The 17,658-nt window shown below is 69.4% G+C and carries 13 protein-coding genes; 8 read left to right on the top strand and 5 right to left on the bottom strand.

Annotation, left to right across the window (positions count from 1 at the left end; all coding sequences use genetic code 11):
* Positions 1-64 precede the first annotated feature (64 nt).
* From F4559_RS03285 to F4559_RS03255, 7 genes are all read left to right on the top strand, one after another.
* Positions 65-1,192, top strand: a complete 1,128-nt coding sequence (locus tag F4559_RS03285) for an LLM class flavin-dependent oxidoreductase (protein ID WP_184666094.1) — start codon at positions 65-67, stop codon at positions 1,190-1,192.
* Positions 1,189-1,668, top strand: coding sequence for a GNAT family N-acetyltransferase (locus tag F4559_RS03280; RefSeq protein ID WP_184666093.1), 480 nt, complete (start codon positions 1,189-1,191; stop codon positions 1,666-1,668). Before F4559_RS03285 ends, F4559_RS03280 begins: the two co-directional genes overlap by 4 nt.
* Positions 1,665-2,588 (top strand): ABC transporter substrate-binding protein, encoded by a 924-nt coding sequence (locus F4559_RS03275; RefSeq protein ID WP_312865458.1) that lies wholly within the window; start codon positions 1,665-1,667, stop codon positions 2,586-2,588. The genes F4559_RS03280 and F4559_RS03275 overlap by 4 nt, the downstream gene beginning before the upstream one ends.
* Positions 2,589-3,508: 920 nt before the next feature.
* Positions 3,509-5,581 carry a putative bifunctional diguanylate cyclase/phosphodiesterase gene (locus tag F4559_RS03270; protein WP_184666092.1) on the top strand — a complete coding sequence of 691 codons (2,073 nt, stop codon included), beginning with the start codon at positions 3,509-3,511 and terminating at the stop codon, positions 5,579-5,581.
* A gap of 46 nt (positions 5,582-5,627) precedes the next feature.
* Complete coding sequence (locus tag F4559_RS03265; RefSeq protein WP_184666091.1) at positions 5,628-6,455, top strand: S1C family serine protease; 828 nt, start codon at positions 5,628-5,630, stop codon at positions 6,453-6,455.
* 59 nt (positions 6,456-6,514) lie between these two features.
* Complete coding sequence (locus F4559_RS03260; protein WP_184666090.1) at positions 6,515-6,808, top strand: chorismate mutase; 294 nt, start codon at positions 6,515-6,517, stop codon at positions 6,806-6,808.
* Between the two features lie 344 nt (positions 6,809-7,152).
* The gene (locus F4559_RS03255) at positions 7,153-7,755 is read left to right on the top strand and encodes a TetR/AcrR family transcriptional regulator (protein WP_184666089.1); all 603 of its coding nucleotides are present in this window, start codon (positions 7,153-7,155) and stop codon (positions 7,753-7,755) included.
* Here F4559_RS03255 and F4559_RS03250 read toward each other — a convergent pair.
* Together F4559_RS03250 and F4559_RS03245 are read right to left on the bottom strand one after the other, a co-directional pair.
* Complete coding sequence (locus F4559_RS03250) at positions 7,689-8,921, bottom strand: SAM-dependent methyltransferase (RefSeq protein WP_184675426.1); 1,233 nt, start codon at positions 8,919-8,921, stop codon at positions 7,689-7,691. The genes F4559_RS03255 and F4559_RS03250 overlap by 67 nt on opposite strands.
* A 13-nt stretch (positions 8,922-8,934) precedes the next feature.
* Positions 8,935-10,266, bottom strand: a complete 1,332-nt coding sequence (locus F4559_RS03245) for an FAD-binding oxidoreductase (protein ID WP_312865457.1) — start codon at positions 10,264-10,266, stop codon at positions 8,935-8,937.
* 86 nt (positions 10,267-10,352) lie between these two features.
* Between F4559_RS03245 and F4559_RS03240 the strand changes: the two genes are divergently transcribed.
* Positions 10,353-11,939, top strand: a complete 1,587-nt coding sequence (locus F4559_RS03240) for an acyl-CoA dehydrogenase family protein (protein ID WP_184666088.1) — start codon at positions 10,353-10,355, stop codon at positions 11,937-11,939.
* A 987-nt stretch (positions 11,940-12,926) separates the two neighbouring features.
* Here F4559_RS03240 and F4559_RS03235 read toward each other — a convergent pair.
* From F4559_RS03235 to F4559_RS03225, 3 genes are read right to left on the bottom strand one after another with little or no spacing between them, the layout of a single operon-like run.
* Positions 12,927-14,078 (bottom strand): acyl-CoA dehydrogenase family protein, encoded by a 1,152-nt coding sequence (locus tag F4559_RS03235; RefSeq protein WP_184666087.1) that lies wholly within the window; start codon positions 14,076-14,078, stop codon positions 12,927-12,929.
* Between the two features lie 3 nt (positions 14,079-14,081).
* Positions 14,082-15,992 (bottom strand): acetyl/propionyl/methylcrotonyl-CoA carboxylase subunit alpha, encoded by a 1,911-nt coding sequence (locus F4559_RS03230; protein WP_184666086.1) that lies wholly within the window; start codon positions 15,990-15,992, stop codon positions 14,082-14,084.
* 5 nt (positions 15,993-15,997) lie between these two features.
* Positions 15,998-17,599, bottom strand: a complete 1,602-nt coding sequence (locus F4559_RS03225; protein WP_184666085.1) for a carboxyl transferase domain-containing protein — start codon at positions 17,597-17,599, stop codon at positions 15,998-16,000.
* Between the last annotated feature and the right edge of the window lie 59 nt (positions 17,600-17,658).

Genomic DNA, 17,658 nt, shown 5'->3' with positions numbered 1-17,658 from the left:
GCCGCGCGTCTCCCTCAACGCCGTCGGCCAGTCCTCACACCCGATTCCACGTGGAAGGTTTGCCGTGCCTGTTGAGTTCCTGGGGATAGGCGGCACGAACGACGGTTCGGAGACGGCCCCTCGCACCGCTGGTTCGTTCGACAAGGAGTACACGCTGCGGTTGGCCCGCGCCCACGAGGAGCACGGGTGGGACCGGGTGCTGTTCGCGTACGGCTCGGGGGCGCCCGACCCGGCGCAGGCCGCCGCCTACGTGGCCACGAAGCTCGACCGGTTGCAGATCCTGTTGGCGCACCGGCCCAACGTGTCGTACCCGACGTTCGCGGCCAAGACGTTCGCCACGCTCGACCAGATCAGCGACGGCAGGCTGACGGTGCACTTCATCACCGGCGGCACGGACCACGAGCAGCAGCGCGAAGGCGACTACCTGACCAAGGACGACCGGTACTCGCGGACCCGCGAGTACATCGGGATCGTGAAGAAGGCGTGGACGTCGCGCACTCCGTTCGACCACTCGGGCGAGCACTACCGGTTCGCGGACTTCGTGAGCGACGTGTTCCCCGTCCAGCAGCCCCGACCGGGCGTCTCGTTCGGCGGTTCCTCGCCGGCCGCCTACCGGGCGGGAGGGGCGGAAGCGGACATCTTCTGCCTGTGGGGCGAGCCGCTCGCGGACACGGCCGCGCAGATCGAGTCGGTGCGACAGGCCGCGCGGGAGGCGGGGCGGACGGACGTGCCGCGCATCCAGGTGGCGTTCCGGCCGATCCTGGGCGCCACGGAGGAACTGGCGTGGGAGAAGGCGCACCGGATCGTGGGCGCGATCAAGGAGCGCACGGCGGGTGGCAAAGCGCTGACCAGGCGGCACTCGTTGACCAAGCCGGAGAACACCGGCTCGCAGCGCCTGCTGGAGATCGCGGCCCGGGGTGAACGCCACGACCGTGCACTGTGGACGCCCACGGCGGCGGCGACGGGCGGCGCGGGCAACTCGAACGCGCTGGTCGGCACGCCGGAGACGGTGGCCGCGGCGTTGCTGGACTACGTCGACCTGGGCGTGGACATCATCTCGGCGCGCGGCTACGACCTGCTCGACGACGCGATCGACTTCGGCCGCTACGTGATCCCGATCGTGCGGGAGGAGGTCGCCAAGCGCGACCGGGAGTCCCGCGCGTCGGTCGAGTCGATCGCGGTCGACGGATGAGCCGATCGCTGGGGGCGTTGGACGTGCGGCGGGTGACGCTGGCGGACCCGCTCGTCACGCCGATGCTCGACGAGCTGCTGTTCGAGTACACGACCCGCTACGGCCCCGGTGCCGTCGACGAGATGACCCGCTACCCGGCCGACGCGTTCGAGCCGCCGCACGGCACCCTGCTCCTCCTGCTGGAGGAGGGCGTGCCGGTCGCCGGCGGGGCGTTCAAGCGGTACGACGCCCGCACCGCGGAGGCCAAGCGCATCTGGACGGCCGCCGCGCACCGCCGGCGCGGCCTGGCCCGTCGGGTGATGGCCGAGCTCGAGCGGGAGGCGGCCTCCTACGGCTACCGCCGCATGTACCTGACCACGGGCCCACGGCAGCCCGAGGCACGCGACCTGTACCTGGCCACGGGGTACACGGCGTTGTTCGACGTGGCGAATCCACCGACCGTCGGGCCGTTGCCCTTCGAGAAAGACCTGGGGTGACCGCTGTGCGCACGAAGTGCCTGGTGGCGTTGACGATGCTGCTCGCCTTGGTGGTGAGCGGCTGCGGCACGGGCGAGACCCCGTTGCCGGGCGCGGCCGAGAAGCCGTCGGAGAACCCGGTCGCCGAGGTCGTGAAGGACGACGCGGCGGCGGCACTGCTGCCGGCGAACGTCCGCGACGCGGGTGTGGTCAAGTTCGGCGTGTCGGTCGGCGGCACGGGCCCGTCGTCGTACTTCTCGGACGACAACAAGACCCCGATCGGCCTGGACATCGACATCGCCGACGCGGTGGGCAAGGTCCTCGGCGTGCGGGTCGAGCGGGAGATCGCCAGCTTCGAGAACATCCTCCCGGGGTTGACCAGCGACAAGTACCAGGTGGGCACCGGAAACTTCGGCGTCACCGAGGCGCGGAAGAAGACGATCGACTTCGCCACGTACATCAACGACGGGCAGGGCTTCGCCATCCGCAAGGACGACACGAGGTTCACCGAGATCAAGAAGCTGGACCAGCTCTGCGGCCTGAAGGTGGGCACGGGCGCGGGCACCACCTTCGAGGCGACGTTGGAGAAGGAGAAGCACGTCTGCACCGACGCCGGCAAACCGGCGTACGAGGTGCTGAGCTTCTCCGAGAACTCCGCGATCTACCTGGGGCTCCAGCAGAAGCACATCGACGTGATCATGAGCACGATCAACGGCCTCAGGTTCGCCGCCACCAAGCAGCCGAACCTGAAGTTCCTGGGCGAGTTCAAGCGCCTCGACGTCGGCTTCGCCTTCCGCAAGGACTCGCCCTTGGCACCGGCGTTTCAGGCAGCGGTGAACAAGCTGATCGAGAACGGCACCTACTCCAAGATCCTCGCCAAGTGGGGCACCCAGGACTCGGCCATCCCCCGCTCGGAGATCAGCCCGCCGGAACACTCCTGACGACCGACACACCTGACGACGGGCGATCCTGACAGCGGGCGCTCCTGACAGCGGACACAACTGACAGCCCACTCCCCAACGACCCGCAACGGGCCAGACTCCTCCCGGACACCCGTTCCCAGCCCACGCCCGCTCAGCCCACCCAGATCACCACCCCGGCAGACCACCCCGCCCGAACCGCCATCCCCTCAGGCCTCACCCCACCTCCCGATCCACCCTCCAAGGTCCAGGCGTCCCGCCATCGGGACGCCTGGACACCACTCCCGACACACCACTCCCGACACACCACCGCCGAACACCGACAACCACCAGCCCGCAGCCAGCCCACCACCAGGCCACTGGCGACAGCCCGCCGCCCCTGGCCCCGACGTCGGCGACCCTCCACCCAGCGCGCCAACGCATTCCTGCGACCCCGCCTCCCAGCGGCCCACCATCAGCGGTCCCCGCGCAATGGTCCACCGATCACGAACCGCCAAGCACGAACCACCGACAGCCACCGCTCAAGGCGCCACCGACACCCACTGGGCGCCACCGGCCAATCCCCGGCCCACCCCCGGCCAACCCTGCGGCCCCGCCGCCTCCTCATCGCTCTCAACTCGCCGCTCAACTCGCTCGACACGCCCGACTCGTCCGGCGACACCGGACGCCAGGACGGACCGACGCACTTCGCCGGCGCCGGTCCCGTGAGCCCCTCCCCCTACCGGGCGAGGGGCTCACGTCCGTGTACGCGAATTGCGGCCCCGGGAATTCTCGGCCGACGCCCTGTGCCCACGCGGCCGGCCCTGAGTAAGCTCACGTCCGCGCAACGATTCAACCAATTCCCCCATTCGAGTGACAATTGAAGAAAAGGCGCTCGACAGGCCGTGCCCACCCACACGGACCCGTTCACGACGACCTTCGACGATGGGCATACCGGGCAAATGGTCGGACAGACAGACGCCGTGCCGCCAAGGCACGACAACGTCCTCGCGTTCGACGCCGCCTGCGACGACTTCGCACGCAGCTGGGCCTCGGCCCTGGGCCCGCCGACCCGGTCCGACCTCGACCGCGACCACCTCGTAGCCCTGCTCGGCCGCCTGACCGAACAGCTCCACGACGCCCTCACCGGCCCCGCCTATCCGACCACGACCGTGCACGGCGTCGGACGGGCACTGGTCGAGCACGGATTCGTCTCGGTCACCGCGCTGGAACGGTCGATCGCCCACGTCGGCACCTGCCTCGTACCCGCGTTCGGTCTGCCCGACGACCAGGCCGCCCACCTGATGGCCGTGCTCGGCGGAATCGCCGCCGGCTACGCCGAGGCATCCCGCGAGCACACGTTCGACTCGACCGAACGCGAGCTACGACACACGTCGCGCGACAGCGAAGCTCGCTTCCGTGCCCTGTTCCGAGCGTCCGGCGTGGCGATCGTGATCACCGGACTCGACGGCGGACTACGAGAGTTCAACGACGCCCTCCTCTCCCTTCTCGGGTATGACGACGCGACCACCCTGGCCGCGACCAACGCGCGCGATCTCTTCCACCTCAACGACCAGGCCGACCTCGACTCGGCGTTGGCCACGCTCGCCTCCGGTGTGCGCGAACACGTGCGCTCCGAGAAGCGCATGCTCCGCTCCGACGGCGAGGTCGTCGACGTCCTCGTCGGCATCTCCCTGGTCCGCGACGAAGGCACGCCCGCGTACCACGTGATGCTGGTCGAGAACCTCGACGAGGTCCGCGCACTCCAACACCAACTGCTCCGGCAGAGCCTGCGCGACCCGCACACCGGCCTCGCCAACCGCGCCCAGTTCCTCGGTTGGGTCGAAGGCGCGGTCGGCGGTTTCGGCCCGACCACCGCCGCTCTCGTCGTGTTCGACCTCGACGGCTTCCGTGTGGTCAACGACGCCTTCGGCCACGAGACCGGCAACCGCGTCCTGATCGAGGTCGCCAACCACCTGCGGTCGGTGTTCGGTGCCGACGGCCGCGTCGCCCGGATCGGCGCGGACGAGTTCGGGGTACTCGTCCACGACCCGACCGACGTGGCCACCGTCGTCGCACAGGTCGAGGAAGCGATCGATCTGTTCTCCGAAGCCCTGTGGATCGGCGACTACGGCATCGGTGTCGCGGCGAGCGTCGGCATCGTCGTCGCCCAGACCCGAGGCGCCGACCCCGTCGAACTCCTGCGCCGTGCCACCGTGACCCTCGGCTGGGCCAAGGACGAGGGCAAAGCGCAGTGGGCACTCTACGACCCGGCACGCGACGACCGCGAACAGGAACTACTCCGACTCGCCGCCTCCATCGCGGGAGGCTTGGAGCAGGACGAATTCCGCGTCGACTACGAGCCCGTCTACGCATTGCCCTCGCGCACCGTGGTCGCGGTCGAGACCCGCTTGCGCTGGGACCACCCGGTGCTCGGCCTGCTCGACACCACCACGATGCTCTCGGTCCTGTCACTGGCCACGGTCACCGGCATGGTCGTCCGTCTCGGTCGGTGGGTCCTCGAACGCGCCTGCTCCGACGCGGGCGAGTGGTACCGCCGATTCGGCCCGGCCGCACCCGTGCTGACCATGGACCTGACCGCACGCCAGTGCCAGGAACCGGAACTCGTCGCCGAGGTCCGCCGCGCCCTGCGCGCCGCCGAATTGCCTGCCTCCCTCCTCCAGTTCGAACTCGGTGAAAGCGTTCCGACGCTGGTAAGCGACGACCAGGCCGAAGAGCTGACGATCCTCACCGACGACGGGGTCCGCCTCGTACTGGCACAGATCTCCGACACGCTCCCCGCCGACCGCCTGCGTCGGCTTCCGGTGAGCGGCATCAAGGTCCAGGGCATCCCGGACCCGACACTGCCCGACACCGCCCGCCGCGCCGGTCTGGCGCTGCACGCGTGCGGCATCACCACCGAGGACGAGGCCGCCGCACTCCTCGACCTCGGGGTGACCGCGGCCCAAGGACCGTTGTTCGGCCCCGGCCCGCTCGACGCCGACCAGGTCGCCACGATTCTTGGCGAGTCCTGAGCCGACGCTCAGCTTGCTCACAACCACCGGCATCACCGTGGAACCCATGGCAGACGACATTCCCGCCCCCCGCGGGCCCCTGGAGACACGGTCGCCGTTCTGGCGGCGGACCGGCACCGTGGTGACTTCGGCGGCCCTCGCAGCCGCCCTGTTCGGCGGCATCGCCGGTGGCGTGGTCGGCTACTCCAGCGCCGAGGCACCCGTCACACCGACCGCGACCGGCACGACGGTCGCGCGGCAGACGAGCACGTCGACCGGCTTCGACGTCAGCGCGATCGCCGCCAAGGCCCTGCCCAGCGTCGTACAGATCAACGTCACGACCACGCAGGGCGAGGGCCTCGGCTCCGGCGTCGTCCTGAACGCAGACGGCCGAATCCTCACCAACAACCACGTCGTGTCCGGCGCCCGCCAGGTGACCGTGACCCTCGCCGACGGCCGCACCGTCGACGCCGAGGTCGTCGGCACCGACCCGAACAGCGACCTCGCCGTCGTCCAGGCCACCGACGCCGGCAACCTCACCCCGGCGACCTTTGCCGACTCCGACCAGGTCCACATCGGTGACCAGGTCGTAGCGATCGGTTCACCCGAAGGTCTCCAGGGCACTGTCACGACCGGCATCGTCAGCGCCCTGGACCGCACCGTCACCGTCCCCGGCACGGGCCGACGCACGGTGAGCTACCAGGCGATCCAGACCGACGCCTCCATCAACCCCGGCAACTCGGGCGGCCCGCTGATCAACGCGGCCGGCGAGGTCGTCGGGATCAACTCGGCCATCTACTCGCCCGCCACCGACGGCGGCGAGGCCGGCAGTGTCGGCATTGGCTTCGCGATCCCCTCGAACCAGGTCACCCAGATCCTCTCCCGGTTGGGATGAACGGGTGGGTTAGGCCACGAGGCTCGGCGCCCGCCGAGCCTCGCTGCCATGATCACCGCATGACCGAACCCCGATCACTGACCGAGACCAGGTCCCGCATCGACACCGTGGACTCGGCCCTGATCCGCCTTCTCGCCGACCGCCAGGAGCTGGTGCGCACCGCGGCGGCGTTCAAGAAGGACGAGCAGGACGTCCGCGCACCCGACCGTGTGGCCGAAGTGATCGCCCTGGCCCGCTCCCGCGCGGAGGAGGCCGGGTTGTCCCCGGACGTGGCCGAGTCGGTGTGGCGGGCGATGATCACCGCGTTCGTCGACCTGGAGTTGGCGGAGCACTCCGCGCTTCGCCGGAACTGACGGCCCACCTCCTACCCGGGCCGCACCCGTATCGTCGGAGGACGGCTCCTGGCACATGGCCGGACAGGCGCCAACGGTGTTCCGGACGGCGACGTGCGGACTACGGACATGTATCTACCTCCTGGTTCGAACGCGGACTGCGGGTCTCACGGGACTTCGGAACGGACGGTTTCGGATCTCCCTTCCACGACGGGGCGGCGGACGGGTCACGGGGCGACGGCGGGTCGATGAGGCGGTGCTCTACTGGACGGGTCGTGCACTGGATCCTCCCGGTATTCGGAGTTGCGGCTCCGGTATCAGTTTCGGAGTGATCACTCCGGCTGTCAACATCTCGGACGGGTGAAATGCGGATCGACGCGGTACGGAACCGGGCGAAACTGGTCGCGGTGGCCGACATCTGCTTCGCGCGACACGGCGTCACGGTGTCCACCGACCTCATCGCCAAGGAGGCGGGCGTCGGCATCGGAACGGTGTTCCGACACTTCCCGACCAAGGACGACCTGCTCGCCGAGGTCAACGCCGCCCGCCTGCGCAGGCTGGCCGAACAGGCGGGGACGTTCAGCACCGAGCGGTCGCCCGGCGAGGCGTTCTTCGCGTTCGTGCGCGCCGTCGCAGGCCAGGACGACTTCAAGAACACGACGGTCGAGGCCCTGATCGCGGCGGGCGTCGACCTGGCCGACGCGGAGGAGGAGATCGCCGGTCAACTACGCACGAACCTCACCCGACTCCTCGACGACGCCCAACACGTCGATGCGGTCCGCGACGACCTGGGCTTCGCCGAACTGCGCGCACTCCTGGTCGGCATCGGCAACGCACTGGGACACGCAGGTCCGGACGCTCACGAGCGCGTGCTCTCGGTCTTCCTCGACGGAATGCGCCCTCAGCGCCAATCCGGCCGCAACGGCATCCGGGACGACGACCCATCGAGCCTCACGCCCAGCACCTGATGCAACTGCACGGCGTTGCGCTCGAAACCCAGCCGCGACGCCGCCATGTACAGCCGCCAGACCCGCGCACGCGCCGTACCCACTTCGGACACGGCGTCGTCCCACCGCTCCTCCAGGTTCTCGCCCCACGCCGCGAGGGTGAGCGCGTAGTGCTCCCGAAGGTTTTCCTCGTGCCGGACCTCGAAACCGTTGTCGCTCATCACGGACACGATGTGCCCCGGACCGACCAGCTCGCCGTCCGGGAACACGTACCGGTCGATGAACCTGCCGGTCCGGGCGCGCTCCCGGTTGCCGGATCGAGTGATGCAATGGTTGAGCATCCGACCGCCGGGCCGGAGCTTGCGCGCGAGGAACCTGAAATAGCCGGGGAGTTTGGCCTTGCCGATGTGCTCGGCCAGCCCGATCGAGCTGATCGCGTCGAAGCGGCTCTCCCGCACGTCCCGGTAGTCGAGGTGACGCACCTCCGCGAGATCCGACAGGCCTGCGGCCACGATCGCCTTACGTGCCCACTCAGCTTGATTGCGCGACAACGTCACGCCCAACGCACGCACGCCGTACTCACGCGCGGCATGCATCACCATGCCTCCCCAACCGCAGCCGACGTCGAGCAACCTCATGCCCGGCTTCAAGGCGAGCTTGCGCGCGACCAGGTCGTGTTTGGCGTGCTGCGCTTCCTCCAATGTGGATGTCTCTGTCGGGTACACCGCACACGTATAGGCCATGGATGAGCCCAACACGTACTCATAGAACGTGTTCGACACGTCGTAGTGGTGGGCGATGGCGGCTTGGTCCCGCGTCTTGGAGTGGCGAAGTCCCCGCAGGCGCCGCTCCTGCTTGGGAATCTCGACCCGCGACGACAGCAACTGCCTGCCGACGACCCGCAGCAGATCCACCCGGTTCGCCCACGACACCGCACTCAGCGACAGCACCGAAAGGTGCCCCAGCGCCGCATAAAGGTCACCCACGACCTCGAGGTGACCGGTCACGTACGCACGCGCCAGCCCCAGCTCACCGGGCGCGGAAGCCAGGTAGGACAACGCTTCCGGCGATCGGACCTCGACGCTCACGTCAGCGTCGGACGGTCCCGCCGAGCTGCCGTCGTACGCACTGAAACGCACGGTCGCGTCGCCGCCGACCGCCTGCCGGAACACTTCCGCCAACCGCACGAGGAGGCTCCCTTCAGCCGCGGAGGACGCATTTGGCGTACAGGCCGGGCAGACGCCCGTCCGGGTCGTAGTGCCGCTTGAGGTCGTCGTAGTGCTCACCGTTGTACTTCTCGTGGAAGTCTTCGGGCGTGTAGTAAGAGTCGGAGTAGAGCGACTTGTGCCCGCCCAGCCGGGCGACCTCGGCCTCGATCAGCCGGTTCCGGTCGCCGATCAGTTCATCCGATCGAAGGTCCACTGAGGACCAGAATCCGACGTTGACATACAGTACCCTCGAGTCCATCGGGTACAGCGGCCATCCGGCGGGGTCGCGCAGCTTCACGGGGCACAACCAGACAGGCTCGATCCCCACCTCTCGGTGGAAGAACTCCAGGAACTCCGGCACTCTGTCGACCGGGATCTCGACGTCCTGGATCACGGGTTCACGCGTCACGCGGCTCACACGCGAACTGAACCCGGTCCGACGGTCGAGGGCCACGAGCCTCCGGTAGACATCGGAACGCAGGTACCGCTTCGGCACCAGTCGCCGCACGACCGGGTGCTGCACGCCGAACGCTCGCGAACACCAGAACCAGTCGGTGTCCCAACGCCACAGGTAGTCGCGTGCGGTGAGGTAGTCGGTCCGCCGTCTCTGGATGGACCGGTAGTAGACCGCGTTGCCGGTGTAGTCGGACGTCCACGGGGCTTCGTCCATCCATGTCCCAAGGGTCAGGTAATGCTCCTGGCCCGAGAAGACCACGCCGTCGATGAAGTCGACGCGTGTGCCTTCGAACGACTGCTCGTCACAGATCGCTTTGAGCGCGTCGGTACACGACCACGCATCACCGAACGGGAGGTGTGTCAACCGGACGAACCGGTGAACCGGTTCCAACTCGAGCTCCACTCGCAGCGCGTAGCCCAGGGTGCCATAGGAGTTCGGGAATCCGCGGAACAGGTCGTCCTCCGGACCGACGACCACCACCTCACCACTGCCCGTCAGGACCTCCAGCGAGCGCACCGACTCGTGCGGCAGGCCGTTGCGAAAGGAGCTTGATTCGATACCAAGACCGGCGACCGCTCCACCGAGCGTGATCGTCTTCAACTGCGGCACGACCAGTGGCATCAGCCCGTGTGCCAGGGTCGCGTCGACCAGGTCTTCGTACCTTGTCATGCCCTGGACCTGCGCGGTCCTCGTTCGGGGATCGACGGACAGGACCCGGTCGAACCGCGCGACGTCGAGTCCGCCGGAGTGGTCGGCGCGGAACCGGAACAGGTTCGACGTCGACTTGGCGAGCCTGACGGGTGCACCCGTCGGAATCGCCGCGTACTGGCCGCACAGCGCGGCCACCGCCCGCTCGTGATCGCCCACCCGTCCGACGTTAAGCCGAGCAGAGAGGATCAGCACGTCCAAATCGATAAGGCAACGATGTTACCGACCGGTAGTACCGTGGCGCCATGACGCATGAGGTGACGAACCAGGTCCCATCCCTGGACGGCTACGACGTGGCCGACGATCCGGCGCTTCTGGAAGCGTTACGCCGAAGTGATGCCGCATGGGCAGAAACCGAGCTGCACGAACTCGGCTTGAAGGCGGGCTCCGCACACGCCCGACTTCTGGCCCGGCAGGCGGATATCCACCCGCCGGTCCTGCACACGCATGACCGGTACGGCCATCGCATCGACGAAGTCGAGTTCCATCCGGCGTGGCATGAACTCATGGCCACGGCGGTCGGGCACGGCTTGCACGCCGCGCCGTGGCGTGACGAGCGGCCAGGTGCGCACGTGGCGCGGGCGGCGAAGTTCTACGTGTGGAGCCAGGCCGAGGCGGGGCATGGTTGTCCGGTCTCGATGACGTACGCGGTCGTTCCGGCGCTGCGGACGTCACCGGAACTCGCACGTCGCTACGAGCCGCTGCTCGCCGCGCGCGAGTACGACTTCGGCACGCGGGCGCCGGAGGCGAAGCGCGGGCTGCTCGCGGGCATGTCCATGACCGAGAAGCAGGGCGGCTCGGACGTGCGCGCGAACACGACATCGGCCGTGCCGGCGGGTGACCACCATGTGCTGACCGGGCACAAGTGGTTCACGTCGGCACCGATGTCGGACCTGTTCCTCGCGTTGGCTTACACGCAGGGTGGGTTGTCGTGCTTCGTCGTGCCTCGGGTGCTGCCGGACGGCTCGCGCAACCGGATGTTCCTGCAACGGCTGAAGGACAAGCTGGGCAACAGGTCGAACGCGTCGGCCGAGCTGGAGTACGACGGCGCGGTCGGTCTGCTGGTCGGTGAGGAAGGTCGGGGCGTGCGGACCGTCATCGAGATGGTCAACGCGACCCGTCTGGATTGCGTGCTCGGCACGGCGGCCGGCATGCGGTCCGGCCTCGTCCAGGCGACGCACCACGCCGTGCACCGAAAGGCCTTCGGCCGGGCGTTGGTCGACCAGCCCGCGATGCGCAACGTGCTCGCGGACCTGGCCGTCGAGTCCGAGGCCGCGACGACGGTGGCGTTGTGGTTGGCCGGTACGCGGAGTCGGCTGGGATTGGCGGTGACGAAGTACTGGGTGTGCAAGCGGGGACCGGCGCACGCGGCGGAGGCATTGGAATGCCTGGGCGGCAACGGGTACGTGGAGGACTCGGGGCTGCCTCGGCTGTTCCGGGAGTCGCCGCTGATGTCGATCTGGGAAGGCTCGGGCAACGTCGCGGCGTTGGACGCGTTGCGGGCGATGGCGCGCGAGCCGGAGGCGGTGGACGAGTTCCTGGCCGAGGTCGACGCGGGGCGGGGCGGTGATCGGCGGTTCGACGCGGCGGCGGACGCCGTGAAGGTCGCGCTGTCCGACCGGGATGACCTCGAGCTGCGGGCACGGGTGCTGGTGGAACGGATGGCATTGCTGCTCCAGGGTTCCTTGCTGCTCCGGTATGGGCATCCGGCGGTGGCGGACGCGTTCTGCGCGTCGCGGCTCGGTGGTGAGGGTGGCGTGGCGTTCGGCACGTTGCCGCGCGGGGTGGACTTCGCGGCGATCGTCGAGCGGGGATGTCCGGTGTTGTCCTGAGCACTGTCACAGGGACTGGAGGGGGAGCTTTTGGTTGTGAGCGAACGGGTTTGAGGGTCGTGGTGCTCGTGAGTCGAGCCTGTGGGGAGCGCTGTGTCGAGTGATGTGGCGCCCATGGGGTGAAAGGCCGCGAGCGTCGCGGGGCTGTGGGCGGGCTGATGCTCGGGCCGGTGGTCCGCAGACCAGGTGCCGACCGTGCGGCGGGAGGGTCAGGCCGTGGTGGCGGTTGAGGTGCCCGAGAGGAGGCGGTGACGGCTGGTTGGTGGGCCGCTTGTGGCAGTGACCACCGAGGACACCGAGATGTTGCGGGGTACGGCTCGGTGCGGGCCTGTCCGTAGGCAGGCAGGATGCTCGGCCGTGGTGGCGCGGCCACGAGTAAGGCGTCGCTGTGACGGCAGTGCCGCGACCACAGCGGCAGCGTTGTGGCGGCAGCGGCAGCGGTTGTGGCGGCAGCGGCAGCGGCAGCGGTTGTGGCGGCAGCGGCAGCGGTTGTGGCGGCAGCGGATGCCGGTGGTGGCATGGTGCAGCGGCAATAGCCGTCGCGGGCGGATGTGGGTGGCTCGTCGGGCTGCTTTGCCGGGCGGCTGTGCTGTGCCACGCGACTGCGGGCAGCGGTGGCACGACGCGGCGGTGAGAGTAGGCAGAAGTCGCCGGAGGCCACTGAGGGCTGCGGCGCTGCCTCTGTGGCGGCTTGTCTGAGTGCGGCGGCCGTCGGGGTGGAGTGGTGGCTGCGTGGAGTTGCTGCGGCGGTAACGGGAACGGTCGGAGGTGGTAGTGGATAGGGGCGGGTCTGGGTTGGGTGGAGGCGGCACGGCCGGTTGAGTGGCCACGGCCGTGCCGCCTGCTACGGGACCCGGGGTGGGTCTGTGAGGCACCTGTACCTGGTGTGTCCGGGGGCTGGGGGCTGTGGACCTGGCCATTCCGGCCATCTCGGATGGTAGGTGCCGGGCCTTGCCGTCCCGGGCCTCGTTGTGCGGTCCTGTTGTCCTAGAGGCCCAGGTCGCGGGCGATCAGGATGCGTTGGACCTCGCTGGTGCCCTCGCCGATCTCCAGGATCTTGGCGTCGCGGTAGAACCTGCCCACCGGGTACTCGTTCATGAACCCGTAGCCGCCGAAGATCTGGGTGGCCTCGCGGGCGTTGTCCATGGCCGTCTCCGACGACACCAGCTTGGCGATCGCCGCCTCCCGCTTGAACGGTTCGCCGCGGAGCATCTTCGACGCCGCCTGGTAGTACGCCAGCCTGGCGACGTGGGTTCGGGCCTCCATGTCCGCGATCTTGAACTGGATCGCCTGGTAGGAGCCGATCTTGTGGCCGAAGGCCTCGCGTTCGTGGACGTACTTCAAGCACTCGTCGACGCAGCCCTGGGCCAGGCCCACCGACAGGGCGGCGATGGCCACCCGGCCCTCGTCCAGCGTCTGGAGGAACTGGGCGTAGCCCCGTCCCCGTTCCCCCACCAGGTTCTCCAGTGGGACTCGACAATCCTGAAAGGACAGTTCGCGGGTGTCCGACGCGTTCCACCCCACCTTGGAGTACTTGCGGGACACCGAGAAGCCCTCGGTCCCGGCCGGTACCAGGATGGCCGAGATCTCGGGCTTCCCGTTGTCGCGCCGACCCGTGACCGCGGCGACCGTCACCAGGCCCGTGATGTCCGTGCCCGAGTTCGTGATGAACGCCTTCGTGCCGTTCAACACCCACGAGTCGCCGTCGATCCGCGCCGACGTGGTCAGGGCACCCGCGTCCGACCCCCCGCCCGGCTCGGTCAGACCGAAGGCTCCCAGGCTTTCACCCGCCACCAGCTTCGGCAGCCACTCGTCCTTCTGCGCGGCCGACCCGAACCGGTACAGGGGCATCGCGCCCAGGGAGACCCCGGCCTCCAGCGTGATCGCCACAGACGAGTCGACGCGTGCCAACTCCTCCAGCACCAGGCACAGGGCGAAGTAGTCCCCGCCCATGCCCCCGTACTCCTCCGGGAACGGCAGGCCGAACAAGCCCATCCGGCCCATCTTCGCCACGATCTCGTACGGGAACTCCTCGCGCTCGTAGAACCCGCCGATGACCGGCGCGACCTCCTCGCGCGCGAACTCCTCGACGGTCTTGCGCAGGGCCTCGTACTCCTCGTCAAGGCGGAAGTCCAACATCGCTCACTCCTGGTGGGGGACCACGACGGCAAGTACCTCGTCCAGCGCGACCTGTTGGCCTGCCTGGACGTTGACCTCGGTGAGCACACCGTCGACCGGTGCGGTGACGGTGTGCTCCATCTTCATCGCCTCGACCACGAACAGGGCCTGGCCGGCTTCGACCACGTCGTCGCGCGAGGCACGCACAACCAGCACGGTGCCGGGCATCGGACTCGTCACCGGGCCGCCGACGCCGGTGGACGACGCACCCGCGGAAGTGCTCTCGTCCTCGGTCAGTGCCCAGGTGTGCCCGTCCCGGCCGAGCCACAGCGTCCGCCCGTCGCGCACCGCGGCGTACGAACTCGTGCCCACGACAAGGGACCCGTCACGCCAGAAGGCACTGTACGAATACGTTTCCGAGCCGACGGCGACCTCGTCACCGCGCACGCGCACGTCGACCCCGTCGAACCGCCAGGTCGCCCAGGCGTGGTCGCCGACCCGCCATCCCGACGGCCGATCCCACGGGTCCGGACCGCCCAGGGCCAACCGGCGCTCCAAAGCCGCGGCGGCGAGCACCTCCGGCGGCAGCGACGACGTCACCAACGAATCCAGCTTGCGCTCGACCAACCCGGTGTCCAGCGCACCGGACCGGACGTCCTCATCGGACAGTAGGGCGCGCAGGAACGGGATGTTCGTAGTCACGCCCAGCACAACCATGCGCGCCAGCGCGGAATCCAAGCGCCGCAACGCCTCCGCACGCGTGGCACCGTGGGCGATCACCTTCGCGAGCATCGGGTCGTAGGAACTCCCGACCGTCAGTCCGACGGTCAACGCCGAGTCGACCCGCACGTCCGCGGGCTCGTGCAGGGCCAGCACGGTCCCACCCGTGGGCAGGAACCCCCGCGCCGGGTCCTCCGCGTAGACCCGGGCCTCGACCGCGTGGCCGGTCAACGTGAGCGCCGGGAGGTCCAGCCGCGCCCCGGCCGCCACCCGGAGCTGCCACTCGACCAGGTCCACGCCCGTGACCAGCTCGGTCACCGGGTGCTCGACCTGGAGCCGGGTGTTCATCTCCATGAAGAAGTAGTCGCCCGTGGTGCCGTCGACGATGAACTCGACCGTGCCCGCACCCCGGTAGCCGACGGATTTCGCGGCGGACACCGCTGCTTCGCCCATCGCCGAGCGGGTGGCGGCGTCCAGGAGCGGCGACGGCGCCTCCTCGATGATCTTCTGGTGCCGGCGCTGGAGGCTGCACTCCCGCTCGCCCAGGTGCACCGCGCCGCCGTGCGCGTCGGCCAGCACCTGGATCTCGATGTGCCGGGGGTTGGTGATGAACCGCTCGATGAGCAACGTGTCGTCGCCGAACGACCCGGACGCCTCGCGCCGCGCCGACTCGATCGCGTCACGCAGGTCCTCGACCCGGTGCACCAGCCGCATGCCCTTGCCCCCGCCGCCGGCGGACGGCTTGAGCAGCACCGGGAAGCCGATCTCCAGGGCGGCGTCGACCAGGTCGTCGTCGGTCATGCCCGCCCGGGTCCGGCCAGGCACGACCGGCACGCCGGCGGCGGACACCGTGAGCTTGGCCCGGATCTTGTCGCCCATCGCCTCGATGGCCTCGGGCGACGGGCCGATGAACACCAGGCCCGCTTTCTCGCAGGCACGGGCGAAGTCCGCGTTCTCCGCGAGGAACCCGTACCCGGGGTGCACGGCCTGCGCACCCGTGGACAACGCCGCGTCCACGACCTTCTCGATCGACAGGTAGCTCTCCCGCGCGGCGGCCGGGCCGAGCCGCACCGCCACGTCGGCCGAGCGCACGTGCAGGGCATCGGCGTCCGCGTCGCTGTACACGGCGACGGACCGGATGCCCAGGCCACGCAACGCGCGGATCACGCGCACCGCGATCTCGCCTCGGTTGGCGACCAGGACGCTGTCGAACATCGTCATCACATCCGGAAGACGCCGTAGGAGACCGGCTCGATCGGGGCGTTCGCCGACACCGACAACGCCAGGCCGAGCACGGTGCGGGTGTCGCGCGGGTCGATCACGCCGTCGTCCCACAGCCGCGCGGTGGAGTAGTACGGGTTGCCCTGGTCCTCGTACTGCCGCCGGATCGGCGCCTTGAACGCCTCCTCGTCCTCCTCGGACCAGGAGTCGAGCTGGTCGCGCCGCACGGTCGCGAGCACGGACGCCGCCTGCTCACCGCCCATCACGGAGATGCGCGCGTTGGGCCACATCCACAGGAACCGGGGCGAGTAGGCCCGGCCGCACATCGAGTAGTTGCCCGCGCCGAACGAGCCACCGATCACGACGGTGAACTTGGGTACGCGCGCGCACGCCACAGCGGTGACCATCTTGGCGCCGTGCTTGGCGATGCCGCCCGCCTCGTACTCGCGGCCGACCATGAACCCGCTGATGTTCTGGAGGAACACCAGCGGCACGCCGCGCTGGTCGCACAACTGGATGAAGTGCGCGCCCTTCAACGCCGACTCGCCGAACAGGACCCCGTTGTTGGCCACGATCCCGACCGGGTGGCCGTGGATGCGCGCGAACCCGGTTACGAGCGTGTGTCCGTAGTCTTTCTTGAACTCGTGGAACCGGCTTCCGTCGACCACGCGGGCGATGACCTCGCGGACGTCGTAAGGGGTTCGGCTGTCCGTAGGTACGACGCCGTACAACTCGCCGGGGTCGACCACCGGTTCGACGGACGGTTCGACCTGCCACGGTCGAGGGCCGCGCGGACCCAGCGTGCTCACGATCGACCGCACGATCCGCAACGCGTGCGCGTCGTCGTCGGCCAGGTGGTCGGTCACGCCGGACGTGCGCGAGTGCAGGTCGCCGCCGCCGAGTTCCTCGGCCGTGACGACCTCGCCGGTCGCGGCCTTCACCAGCGGCGGACCGCCGAGGAAGATCGTGCCCTGGTTCCGGACGATGACCGCCTCGTCGCTCATGGCGGGCACGTACGCGCCGCCGGCGGTGCACGAGCCGAGCACGGCGGCGATCTGCGGGATGCCCCGCGCGGACATCGTGGCCTGGTTGAAGAAGATCCGGCCGAAGTGGTCGCGGTCGGGAAAGACCTCGTCCTGGCGGGGCAGGAACGCGCCGCCGGAGTCCACCAGGTAGACGCACGGCAGGTGGTTGTGGAGGGCCACTTCCTGCGCGCGGAGGTGCTTCTTCACGGTCATCGGGTAGTAGGTGCCGCCCTTGACCGTGGCGTCGTTGGCGACGACGACGACCTCGCGCCCGGACACCCGGCCGACGCCGGTGATCACGCCCGCGGCGGGCGCCTCGCCGCCGTACAGGCCGTCGGCGGCCAGCGGCGAGAGTTCCAGGAACGGCGAACCGGGGTCGAGCAGCGTGTCGACGCGGTCGCGGGGCAGCAGTTTGCCCCGGTCGACGTGCCGGGTCCGGGCCTTCTCGGGGCCGCCCCGGGACGCCGCGGCGAGCTTCTCGCGCAGGTCGTCGACGAGCGCGGTGTGGTCCTCGGTGTTGCGGCGGAACGCGTCGCTCGACTTGTCGGCGACGCTGCGCAGGACGGGGGCGTCCATGGGCTCCTCGCGTTAGCAGACGTTAACCCGGCCCCAGGTTAGCGCTTGTTAACGGCCGC

Origin of the sequence: Saccharothrix violaceirubra (assembly GCF_014203755.1) — a bacterium.
In the GTDB taxonomy this organism is placed as follows: Bacteria; Actinomycetota; Actinomycetes; order Mycobacteriales; family Pseudonocardiaceae; genus Actinosynnema; species Actinosynnema violaceirubrum.
The sequence above is the reverse complement of the archived record's forward strand: the minus strand, read 5'-3'. Positions and strand labels throughout refer to the sequence as shown.

Excerpts from the sequence above, each read along its gene's own strand:
- F4559_RS03280 (WP_184666093.1), top strand. The coding sequence starts at position 1,189 with ATGAGCCGATCGCTGGGGGCGTTGGACGTGCGGCGGGTGACGCTGGCG.
- F4559_RS03270 (WP_184666092.1), top strand. The coding sequence starts at position 3,509 with ATGGTCGGACAGACAGACGCCGTGCCGCCAAGGCACGACAACGTCCTC.
- F4559_RS03265 (WP_184666091.1), top strand. The coding sequence starts at position 5,628 with ATGGCAGACGACATTCCCGCCCCCCGCGGGCCCCTGGAGACACGGTCG.
- F4559_RS03260 (WP_184666090.1), top strand. The coding sequence starts at position 6,515 with ATGACCGAACCCCGATCACTGACCGAGACCAGGTCCCGCATCGACACC.
- F4559_RS03255 (WP_184666089.1), top strand. The coding sequence starts at position 7,153 with ATGCGGATCGACGCGGTACGGAACCGGGCGAAACTGGTCGCGGTGGCC.
- F4559_RS03240 (WP_184666088.1), top strand. The coding sequence starts at position 10,353 with ATGACGCATGAGGTGACGAACCAGGTCCCATCCCTGGACGGCTACGAC.
- F4559_RS03235 (WP_184666087.1), bottom strand. The coding sequence starts at position 14,078 with ATGTTGGACTTCCGCCTTGACGAGGAGTACGAGGCCCTGCGCAAGACC.
- F4559_RS03230 (WP_184666086.1), bottom strand. The coding sequence starts at position 15,992 with ATGTTCGACAGCGTCCTGGTCGCCAACCGAGGCGAGATCGCGGTGCGC.
- F4559_RS03225 (WP_184666085.1), bottom strand. The coding sequence starts at position 17,599 with ATGGACGCCCCCGTCCTGCGCAGCGTCGCCGACAAGTCGAGCGACGCG.